At 50.5% G+C, this 3152-nt stretch carries 3 protein-coding genes; all 3 read right to left on the minus strand.

Annotation, left to right across the window (positions count from 1 at the left end; translation table 11 throughout):
- Window positions 1-408: 408 nt before the first annotated feature.
- Window positions 409-1668, minus strand: a complete 1260-nt coding sequence (locus M0415_RS21220; protein ID WP_012300772.1) for a chloramphenicol efflux MFS transporter CmlA5 — start codon at window positions 1666-1668, stop codon at window positions 409-411.
- 320 nt (window positions 1669-1988) lie between these two features.
- Window positions 1989-2441, minus strand: coding sequence for an NAD(+)--rifampin ADP-ribosyltransferase Arr-2 (locus tag M0415_RS21225; protein WP_000237816.1), 453 nt, complete (start codon window positions 2439-2441; stop codon window positions 1989-1991).
- 110 nt (window positions 2442-2551) lie between these two features.
- Complete coding sequence (dfrA14, locus tag M0415_RS21230) at window positions 2552-3025, minus strand: trimethoprim-resistant dihydrofolate reductase DfrA14 (RefSeq protein ID WP_004201280.1); 474 nt, start codon at window positions 3023-3025, stop codon at window positions 2552-2554.
- Between the last annotated feature and the right edge of the window lie 127 nt (window positions 3026-3152).

The raw sequence follows: 3152 nt of genomic DNA on the forward strand, positions 1-3152 counted from the left end.
ACTGCTACTTTTACAAAGCACGAAGACACCATTGACGGCTTCGGCAGAGAACTCTTTGTTCCAAGACGTATTTTCTGTAATTGAACCAGCTAATGCCGTACTCGAAAGACACGCGATAATTACATATGCGGCAAATGTTTTCATGGCACCTTCTTGGTGGCTAACGTTAATTCGACCTCAGAGGCGTTTAAGTCAAAATACCTCTGACGTCTAACATGATTAATCAAAGTCTGATTTTTTAACAAAATCAGAAAGATAGACGCGAAACTTTAAAACAAAGGCGTCAACACTTCAAGTAGCGATCTTTCGCTTCGGCGAGGCCTAACGCCTGAGCTCAGCCGACCGAAACCGCGTAGCGGTTTTGGGTCGGCTGCAGCGATTTGTTGGGCGATAGCTTGCCACATTCTCTCAACGATTGGGATTTGATGTACTTTCCGCACTTTGTAGCGCGACCACATCATGCTCCCCCTGGCCGCGAGAGCCCTTCACTCGGGAAACACAAGACAGACCGAGCACGACTGTTGCAAGGGTCAAACAGTACACGACAACCGGCCAAGCCGTGTTGCGCGGCAACAGCGAAATGATCAACGTTCCGATGCTTCCTAGCAGTACACCGCCCAAGCAGAAGTAGACTGCCGTGACCGTTCCAGCAACATGGTCGAATCCTCGAAGAGCGCCATTGGGCGACACAGATACCGCTGTGGCGACACCAATACCCACTAGCCACATTGGAGCAATAAAGCCTAACACGGACTGCGAAGCCCATATTTCGGTGATGGCAAGCAATACTGCTCCAGCTATCAGGCATCCCATTCCCATTCGCAAGACACTTGGGCTGCCCCACTTGGGTATCACACGCCCCATAAAACGAGCCGTAAACACCATGGCAATTGCCACTGTGGCGAACAGCAGGCTGAAGCCAAGCTGAGACACACCTTGCCTGCCCATCATTAGTCCGGGCGCAATGGAGAAAAAGACGAAGAAGCTACCCATTCCAGCGGCGTAACACAACGTGTACAACCAGAAGTTCAGGCACTTAACGGGGAGTAGCAGCTGCGACCATTGCAAGCCCGCAACTCGTTGCACCCGGGTTTCAGGCCAGAATCGCCACGCTGCTGCAGATGCAGCGATCATGCCCAAACCTAGAAACGCAAAGATAGCCCGCCACCCAAGCCACATGTCGACGAGCGCTCCGAGCAATGGGCCTACCGCCGGGACCATGGCCAGCATGGATCCGAGTATGCCGTAAATGACATTACTTTCCTCGCGACCTGCGTAAATGTCACGTACTGTTGCAAATGTGGAAACAAGGCACGCCGAGGCACCACAAGCCTGAAGAATCCGAAGCCCCAGAAAGACTTCAGCCGATGACGTAAGAGCGAGGCCCATTGACGCCACAACGTAGGCGAGGCCACCTCCCAGTAGAACGGGGCGGCGCCCCAGTCGGTCCGATAGCGGTCCAAACAAGAGCTGACCGGCACCAATCATGACCAAGTACGTTGTCAGCGTAAGCTGAATTGTGCTCGCTGTCGTACCAAGCGCGTTTGGCATAAACGGCACTGCTGGCAAGTACATGTCCATGCCGAGTGATGCCAATAAATCGAACGGTGATAACAACAACACCGTGGCGGCAAGGGAGTACCGCCAACTAAAGTTTTTTGAGCGCACGAAACCATCTCCTTGAACAAAGGATTTGGCGGCGCTCCCGTAGAGCAAAAGGATTCATGAGAACGCCGCAACAACCGAAAAATGAAGGTTGCTGCGGCTTACTTGTCTGCGTTCTTGGAAGTGCTCATCTGCTGACTATCTCATGATTGAATTTGAATCGTAACAACTTTCAAGCAACTCTGCGAGGAGCCTTATTGTGCGCCCAACGCCGCCATAAACGGCGACAGGGTGGCGCGCCTATTGCGCATAAAATGGCGAAGCCATGCGCAACAGGCGCGGAATCTCTGGCGTCCGGTTTGATGGCTTTGTTATGCAAAGGACTAGTCTTCAATGACGTGTAAACCACGGCGCTTTAAGTCCTCTAACGAATCCAACATTCCCCTTATTAATTCAACAGGATGCCCCTCCCAGTCTTCAACAACGCCAACAATTCTCAAGGGTTCGCAGGTTCTATAGGACTGTGTTGGATTACCGGGAAATTTTTTGTTCGTAAGATTCGGATCGTCTTCGAACGGTCCTGTTGGCTCAACTATGTATATGTAGCCGCGACCCTCGAGGCCAGACAGTGACATAGCAAGTTCAGCTCCCCAAACTGCTGGCTCCATCAAGGCTGAAAAGTAGATGTGCTTAAGAATACGACCGTCCTCGAAATGAGAGATGAACCCTGTGGTTAGCAAGTCACCAATCGCCAAATTGGCTTTGGTTCCATGATAGAACGGTCCTTGCACCTGCTTGTAATTATCATGAGAGATGGGAATCCAATCTTTTACCATTTTAAGACCCTTAATTGTTGGGATTTGGCTGCATAACGTCGCTATCAATCGCGGAAAAGGCGTAGTGCGCGAAGCGAACGAAGCTTTTTGCCGTCGATTGCATAGCTTTGTTAACCCTTTTTCCAAATTTGATAGCAATAGTTAATGTTTGAAGTAAAGTGTTGCTCAAAAACAACTTCGAAGGTATTTGGAATACTCGGGAAGAAAACATCCCCCTCTGGCTCGATGTCGATCGTCGATAAGTGGAGCGTAGAGGCCATGGGTAATGTTTCTCGGTAAATTTCTCCGCCACCAGACACTATAACGTGACCGGTGAATTCAGCTAGCCTGTCCATGGCCTCTTCGATTGACTGAAATACAACTACATTGTCATCATTTGATGTCCAACCTGAGCGGGTAACGACCGCGTATTTCCTATTGGGGAGTGCGCCCATAGATTCAAACGTCTTGCGACCCACCAGAAGCCACTGATTGTAGGTCAATGCTTTAAAAAGTAGCTGCTCCCCTTTCGCGGACCAGGGTATGTCTGGACCGCAACCAATCACGCCGTTTTTCGCTTTCGCAGCCATCAATGATACTTTCAAGGTTCTCATCCTGGGTTAACTTTGTTTTAGGGCGACTGCCCTGCTGCGTAACATCGTTGCTGCTCCATAACATCAAACATCGACCCACGGCGTAACGCGCTTGCTGCTTGGATGCCCGAGGCATAGA

The organism is Shewanella sp. 10B (assembly GCF_023475885.1).
GTDB lineage: Bacteria > Pseudomonadota > Gammaproteobacteria > Enterobacterales > Shewanellaceae > Shewanella > Shewanella mangrovisoli.